Below are 6,788 nucleotides of genomic sequence, written 5' to 3'. Positions count from 1 at the left end.
CCAGTTTGGCACATTCGATGCCGCAAGGGGCCGTCCACCCATCATTCTAGGGCGGAGCGGGAAGCGAAGCGACGCGCGCAGACCTTGGAATCCATGCCGTGACATCCGTGACGCGCAAAGCATGTCAGAATTGGGCAGAGTTCACAGCGGACCAAGACGCTTGTTTCAGGGCCGCCGCATCCTTGGATTGAGGTCACAGCATGGATCCTCGGGTCTGCGCGCGTCGCTTCGCTCCTTGCTTCGCCCAAGGATGACGAAGCTGCATTCGCTCCGGCCAATCGCGAACGTTGCGTTCGCCTACTGGGTTTGGGCGTGGGAGGTCAACCCGCCTCAGCCGACGGCGAGCGGTTCGGCGACGAACGTCTTTTCAGGCCTCTCGTAGGAAAGCCGTACGCTGTCGCGGCCGTTCTTCTTGGCCTTGTAGAGCGCCTCGTCGGCGCGCCGCATCAACGGCATCAGCCCTTCCCTGCCGGTGCGGGCTGCGACGCCGAAGCTCGCGGTGACCCTGGTGCCGGGCGGCAGGCCGTCGATCGCGCCGGCCGAATAGAAGGAACGGATCGCTTCGGCGAAGAGCCTTGCCGCCCCCAGGTCGCTGAGCGGCAACAGCACGGCGAACTCTTCGCCGCCGATGCGCCCGGCGGCCCCGCGCGCGCCGGTGGCGGAGCGCAGCTTGGATGCGAAGTCGGCGATCACCCGGTCGCCGGCCTCATGTCCGTGCCGATCGTTCAGCGCCTTGAAGTGATCGAGGTCGGCCAGCATCAGGGCGACGGGAAATCCGGCCTTGCCGCACTGGTCGAGCAAGAGGGTCGCCCGCTCCTCGAAGCCGCGGCGGTTGAGGATGCCCGAGAGCGGGTCGGTGTGGGTCTCGGCCTTCAGCGCCCTCATCACATCGAGCGCCGCCGCCGTGAACAGGCAAAGCGCGATCAGCAGCGACAACAGCGCATGCGAAAGCAGCGCAGTCGTCCAGTAGGAGGAACCGTAGAAGCCGTCATAGCTGGGGAACGGCCCATGCGCGATCACGACGACCAGCGTGCGGACAATGAAGTTCAGCCCGGAAAGCAGCGACAGCGCGAACAGGATCTTCTCGGTCGGGCCGTTGTTGCGTACCGTTCTCAGTTCGGCGGCGACCAGCAGGCTGAGGGCGCCGAAGCCGAAATTCATGACGAGCACGCGCCAGGTGAGGTCCGGCTGGACGAACATGAACCAGATGAAGGCGGCGAGCCCGCCTCCGGTCACGATACCGATGCCGACGTAGGGCACGCGCCGGCCGTAGCGCGCGACGATCGCGCTGGACAGGCAGCAGGCCGCGATCGTGAAGCAGATGTTGGAGGTGAGCTTGGTCAGCGCCACGCCGATCGGAAGCGTAAAATATTGCAGCAGGAATCCCGGCGCCGACAGGCAATAGCTCGCGCCGAGCGCCGCCAGATACGGGCGATGACGCTGATAGGAAAACAGCACGAGGAACGCGGCGCCAAGCGCCAGCGCTATCGTCGGATTGAGCAGCGCTATGAGCAGACCGGTGTCCAAAGGACTGCGACTTTCCCCAACTTACCCAACGGGAGATACTAGGACTTAAGCCCAAACAAGCGGTTAAGCCTCGCGATAAATACGTCGCGGAGCCATACGGAACCGGCCTGCCGAAGCGGCGTTGTCGGGCCAGGCAGGAGCGCCAGACAGGAGACGATCGAGATGGCCGAGACGATCACTTTGACCGATCACGATGAAATCCGCTCCTGGGCGGCAGCGCGCGCCGGTTTCCCGGCCATCGTCGATGTCTCGCCCGAGGCCGGAACGCAAGCCATGCTGCGCCTGGTTTTCGACCAGCAAGCCTATGAGGACCAGGACCGGCCGGAGCGACCGCCCAATGCCGGTGGCTACGAGCTGGTCGAATGGGATGAGTGGTTCAAGATCTTCGACGAGCGGCAGCTCGCATTGGTCGTCGCCGCCGACGAGCCCGGCCGGCGCGAGGAGTTTCACGAGATCGTTCGCAGATAGAAAGCAAAGGGCCCGGACGACGTGTCCGGGCCCTTTGCTGCGCGCTGCGGTTACTTCCAGTCGCGGATGTCGACGAAGTGGCCGGCGATCGCCGCCGCCGCCGCCATGGCCGGCGACACCAGGTGCGTGCGGCCCTTGAAACCCTGTCGGCCCTCAAAATTGCGGTTCGAGGTCGAGGCGCAACGCTCATGCGGCTTCAGCCGGTCGTCGTTCATGGCCAAGCACATCGAGCAGCCCGGCTCGCGCCAGTCGAAACCTGCGGCGACGAAGATCTTGTCGAGGCCCTCGGCCTCCGCCTGTTCCTTGACCAGGCCGGAGCCCGGCACGATCATGGCGTTGACGCGCGGGTTGACCTTCTTGCCCTCGACCACCTTGGCGGCGGCGCGCAAATCCTCGATGCGGCCATTGGTGCAGGAGCCGATGAAGACGCGGTCGAGCGCGATGTCGGTGATCTTGGTTCCCGGCGTCAGGCCCATATAGTCGAGCGCGCGGATCTTCGACGTACGCTTGTTCTCGTCCGCGATCTCTTCGGGATTGGGCACGATGCCCTGCACCGAGACGACGTCCTCGGGCGAGGAGCCCCAGGAGACGATCGGCGGCAGCTTGGCCGCGTCGAGCACGACCACCTTGTCGAAATGCGCGCCTTCATCCGAATTGAGCGTCTTCCAATAGGCGAGCGCTGCGTCCCAGGCGGCGCCCTTCGGCGCACGCGGCTTGTCCTTCACATAGGCGAAGGTCGTCTCGTCCGGCGCGATCAGGCCGGCACGCGCGCCGCCCTCGATCGACATGTTGCAGATCGTCATGCGGCCTTCCATCGACAGCGAGCGGATCGCCTCGCCGGCATATTCGATGACGTAGCCGGTGCCGCCTGCGGTGCCGATCTCACCGATGATGGCGAGGATGATGTCCTTGGCGGTGACGCCTTCGGGCAGCTGGCCGTCGACGCGCACCAGCATGTTCTTGGCCTTGCGCTGGATCAGCGTTTGCGTCGCCAGCACATGCTCGACCTCGGACGTGCCGATGCCATGCGCCAGCGCGCCGAAAGCGCCATGCGTGGAGGTGTGGCTGTCGCCGCAGACGATGGTCATGCCCGGCAGCGTAAAACCCTGTTCCGGCCCGATGATGTGGACGATGCCCTGGCGGATATCGTTCTCGGAATAATATTCGATGCCGAAATCCTTGGCGTTCTTGGCCAGCGCCTCGACCTGGATGCGGCTTTCCTCGTTCTTGATGCCGAACTTGCGCTCGGGCGAGGTCGGCACGTTGTGGTCGACCACGGCCAGCGTCTTTTCCGGATGCCGGACCTTGCGGCCGCTCATGCGCAGGCCCTCGAAGGCCTGCGGGCTGGTGACTTCGTGCACGAGGTGGCGGTCGATGTAGAGCAGGCAGGTGCCGTCGTCCTGGCGGTCGACCGTGTGGTCGTCGAAGATCTTGTCGTAGAGGGTGCGCGGTGCGCTCATGTGCGTAAATCCGTCGATATGAGAAATCGGAAAGCTGACGGCCTTCGGCCGGCAAGCGACTTCGATCAGTCGGCCTGGCTAAGTCGGCTGGTGAGCGCGCCGCTGACCCGCGCGGCAAATCGCGACGGCAGGCGCTTCCTGTCCTGCAGCACGAAACCCTTGTAGGCCGGATCGCTGAAAAGCTTTTCCATGGCGGCGTAGATAGCAATGTTTTGGCTTTTCGGCAATTAGCGCGACGCTCCCCTTCTCCCCTTGCGGGAGAAGGTGTCGCCGAAGGCGACGGATGAGGGGTGCTCCAGATGCCACCAACGTCTCACTCCGCTGGAACACCCCTCATCCGTCTCGACGCTACGCGCCGATCCACCTTCTCCCACAAGGGGAGAAGGCAAGTAGCGCTCACATCACCTCAAACACAAACGTCTTCACCAGCGCTTCCGGATCGCCGATGGCGTAGCAGCGGAACCATGGGCTTTGCTCCACCAGGCGCCATTTCTTCGCCCGCTCCAGCTCGTCGAAAACCGCCTGAAAACCGCCATTCTCGAAAACCTGGTCGCGCACGGTGAAGATGGCGTGGCCGCCGCTTTTGGTGATGCGCGCCAGCTCGTGCAGCCCGGAGGCCGGCGCATGGCCAATGGTGAAGACGCCGGTCGAGAAGAAGGCGCGGAAATGCCGGTCGGGCCAGGGCAGCGGTCCGCCGAGCATCGCCTTCTTCAGCTCGCTATAGGCCGGCTTGCCATCGGCCTGGCGGCTGCCGGCGATCTTCAGCATGTCGTCGGAGAGGTCGAGCCCGGCGATGTCGCCATAGCCCAAGGCCTTCAACGACGGCCCCGACAGGCCGGTGCCGCAGCCGGCGTCGAGCAGCGGACCTTCGCCCGCCGGCACGTGCCGCGCCACCCAGGCGGTGATCAGGAAAGGCAGGAGGTAGCCGAGCGAGGCGGTCTCGCTGTCATAGGTCGCCGCCCAGTCGGCATAGGCCTTGGCAAGCCCTTCCGGCGTGTCGGCCGTGTAGACGGAGTCCAGCGCCGCATTGGCCTTGTCGAAATTCATGAAACGATCCTCTTGGCCTTAGGGTGTGTTGAGATTCAGGTCAGGCCGAGTCGAAAATGGTGGCTTTCGAGAACCGGCCTACGCCGGCCGTAGCCTTCATAGAGCGGAGACACTTATGAGGGCTTCGGCCGGCGAAGGCCGGAGCGGAGCGGACATTCGGGTCCGTGAGCACCGGAAGCGCAGAAAACCATCATTTGCAGGCCGGCATCACCTGAACATCAACACACCCTGGATCGTAGCGCGGACTTTTGCCGCCCGCTATTCCCGATGCTGGCGGCGCAGCCGCTGTTCCAGCGCCCGCAGCGCCAGCGACAGGCCGACGGTCAGGATCAGGTAGATATAGGCGACGATCGAATAGGTCTCGAAGAAGCGGAAGGAGCCCGCGGCATAGACCTTGCCGATCTGGGTGATGTCGGCGACGCCGAGCACCGAGACCAGGGAGGAATCCTTGACCATGGCGACGAAGTCGTTGCCGAGCGGCGGCAGGATCATGCGGATCGCCTGGGGGAACACGATCAGCCGGAAGCGCTGCGCTCGGCTGAGCCCAAGCGCCTTGGCGGCTTCGATCTGGCCCTTCTCGACCGACTGGATGCCGGCCCGGAACACTTCCGAGATGAAGGCCGAGTAGCCGATGGTCAGCGCCATGATGGCGCGCCACAGCAGCGACACATCGCGCACCAGCAGTTCGCCCATCAGGCCGGCCCCCTGCAGCGGCGCGGTCAGCGCGTTCCAGGCCGCGACGAAGGCCGGCGCGCCGGCGAAGGCGATCCAGAACAACAGCACCAGGATCGGCACGCCGCGGATGATCTCGACATAGAAGCGCGCGACCTGGCGCAGCCACTGCGATCCCGACAGCGCCATCAGCGCGATGCCGAGCCCAAGCGCGGAGGCCAAGGCGAAAGCGACCGCGGTGACGAAGATGGTGATGCCGATGCCCTTGGCGACGGTGGCGAAGACCTGCGCATAGAGGTCGCTGGACGCGATGGCGAGGGCGGCGGCCAGTGCGAGGACTAGGGCAGCGGCAAGCCACCAGGGGAATTCGGGTTTGGTGGTGGATGTGGTGGCGGGCATCAGTTCCCAACGCTGGTGAATAGATGCCTTCGCAAGAGCTGCTGATCTCCCCCCTTGCGGGGGAGATGTCCGGCAGGACAGAGGGGGGTGCTGTCCCGCCGGCCCATCAACTGACTACGATCACAGCCTCTGATCGGATTCGATTCGAAGAGGCGTGAAATCGAAACCTCGCGTTCCGGCACACCCCCCTCTGCCCTGCCGGGCATCTCCCCCGCAAGGGGGGAGATCGGACGTCGCGGCGGCTTTCGCCAATTACCGACGTTGAAGGATAGGCGGCGCACACGCACCACTCTCAACAACAGGGCCTACTGCCCCATCTTGTAATCGAGGAACCACTTCTTGTTGAGCTTGTCGAACGTGCCGTCGGCCTTGAGCGCGGCGATCGCGGCGTTGACCGGCTTCACCAGGTCGGAGCCCTTCGGGAAGATGAAGCCGAAATCCTCGGTGCCGAGCGGCCCGCCGATCAGCTTCAGCTTGCCTTCGGAAGCATCGACATAGCCCTGCCCGGCGGTGCCGTCGGTGAGCACGACATCGACGTCGCCCGTCTTCAGCGCCTGCACCGTCGCGCCGAACGTCTCGAACAGCTTTATGCGCGGGTTCTGCTCGTTGCCGTCGAGCACGCTGTAGACGGCGGTGTAGAACGGCGTGGTGCCGGGCTGCGCGCCGATCAGCCCGTCCTTGAAGGCGCCGAAGCTCTTGGCGTCGGTGAAGCGGCTTTCATCGCCGCGCACCAGCATGAACTGCTCCGAGCGCATATAGGGGTCGGAGAAGTCGACTTTCTCCTTGCGGTCGTCCTTGATGGTGATGCCGGTCATGCCGATGTTGTACTGGTTGTCGGAAACCGCCTGGATCATCGCGTCCCAGGAGGTGTTCTGGTACTCGACCTTGAAGTTCAGCCGCTTGGCGATCTCGTCCATCGCGTCATATTCCCAGCCGATCTGCTTGCCGGTCTTCTTGTCGATGAACTGCAGCGGCGGATAGGCGTTTTCCGTCACCACCACGACCTTTTTGCCGCCGAGATCGGGCAAATTGTCGGCGAGTGCGGCGACAGGCGCGAGAAGGCAGGCCACCATGGCGGCCAGCAGCAGTTTCGACTTGGTCATGACAAATCCCCGAATGTGCGACCGCGCAGCAATTTTCGCGGCCAGGAAAAATCCTGGCACCGACTTTAGCTTGCCGCAAGCGCCTTGCAAGCCGGTCTGCCGCGACCTGGCG

At 64.4% G+C, this 6,788-nt stretch carries 7 protein-coding genes; 1 reads left to right on the top strand and 6 read right to left on the bottom strand.

The window, feature by feature from the left end:
• Positions 1-330: 330 nt before the first annotated feature.
• Positions 331-1,527 carry a GGDEF domain-containing protein gene (locus RFM52_RS31680; RefSeq protein ID WP_320298083.1) on the bottom strand — a complete coding sequence of 399 codons (1,197 nt, stop codon included), beginning with the start codon at positions 1,525-1,527 and terminating at the stop codon, positions 331-333.
• A gap of 162 nt (positions 1,528-1,689) precedes the next feature.
• On the opposite strand from RFM52_RS31680, the gene RFM52_RS31675 reads away from it, so the two are divergent.
• On the top strand, positions 1,690-1,995 hold the full coding sequence (locus tag RFM52_RS31675; protein ID WP_320298084.1) for a hypothetical protein: 306 nt from the start codon (positions 1,690-1,692) through the stop codon (positions 1,993-1,995).
• Between the two features lie 50 nt (positions 1,996-2,045).
• Here the strand turns inward: RFM52_RS31675 and leuC are convergent, their stop codons facing one another.
• From leuC to RFM52_RS31650, 5 genes are all read right to left on the bottom strand, one after another.
• Positions 2,046-3,455 (bottom strand): 3-isopropylmalate dehydratase large subunit, encoded by a 1,410-nt coding sequence (leuC, locus tag RFM52_RS31670; RefSeq protein ID WP_320298085.1) that lies wholly within the window; start codon positions 3,453-3,455, stop codon positions 2,046-2,048.
• A gap of 65 nt (positions 3,456-3,520) precedes the next feature.
• Positions 3,521-3,682 carry a hypothetical protein gene (locus tag RFM52_RS31665; RefSeq protein WP_320298256.1) on the bottom strand — a complete coding sequence of 54 codons (162 nt, stop codon included), beginning with the start codon at positions 3,680-3,682 and terminating at the stop codon, positions 3,521-3,523.
• 169 nt (positions 3,683-3,851) lie between these two features.
• Complete coding sequence (locus RFM52_RS31660; RefSeq protein WP_320298086.1) at positions 3,852-4,502, bottom strand: class I SAM-dependent DNA methyltransferase; 651 nt, start codon at positions 4,500-4,502, stop codon at positions 3,852-3,854.
• 258 nt (positions 4,503-4,760) lie between these two features.
• Complete coding sequence (locus RFM52_RS31655; protein WP_320298087.1) at positions 4,761-5,573, bottom strand: amino acid ABC transporter permease; 813 nt, start codon at positions 5,571-5,573, stop codon at positions 4,761-4,763.
• A gap of 305 nt (positions 5,574-5,878) precedes the next feature.
• Complete coding sequence (locus tag RFM52_RS31650; protein ID WP_320298088.1) at positions 5,879-6,676, bottom strand: basic amino acid ABC transporter substrate-binding protein; 798 nt, start codon at positions 6,674-6,676, stop codon at positions 5,879-5,881.
• Positions 6,677-6,788: the final 112 nt, after the last annotated feature.

The sequence above is a fragment of the Mesorhizobium humile genome (genome assembly GCF_033977215.1).
GTDB lineage: Bacteria > Pseudomonadota > Alphaproteobacteria > Rhizobiales > Rhizobiaceae > Mesorhizobium > Mesorhizobium humile.
The sequence above is the reverse complement of the archived record's forward strand: the minus strand, read 5'-3'. Positions and strand labels throughout refer to the sequence as shown.

Excerpts from the sequence above, each read along its gene's own strand:
- RFM52_RS31675 (WP_320298084.1), top strand. The coding sequence starts at position 1,690 with ATGGCCGAGACGATCACTTTGACCGATCACGATGAAATCCGCTCCTGG.
- leuC (WP_320298085.1), bottom strand. The coding sequence starts at position 3,455 with ATGAGCGCACCGCGCACCCTCTACGACAAGATCTTCGACGACCACACG.
- RFM52_RS31660 (WP_320298086.1), bottom strand. The coding sequence starts at position 4,502 with ATGAATTTCGACAAGGCCAATGCGGCGCTGGACTCCGTCTACACGGCC.
- RFM52_RS31655 (WP_320298087.1), bottom strand. The coding sequence starts at position 5,573 with ATGCCCGCCACCACATCCACCACCAAACCCGAATTCCCCTGGTGGCTT.
- RFM52_RS31650 (WP_320298088.1), bottom strand. The coding sequence starts at position 6,676 with ATGACCAAGTCGAAACTGCTGCTGGCCGCCATGGTGGCCTGCCTTCTC.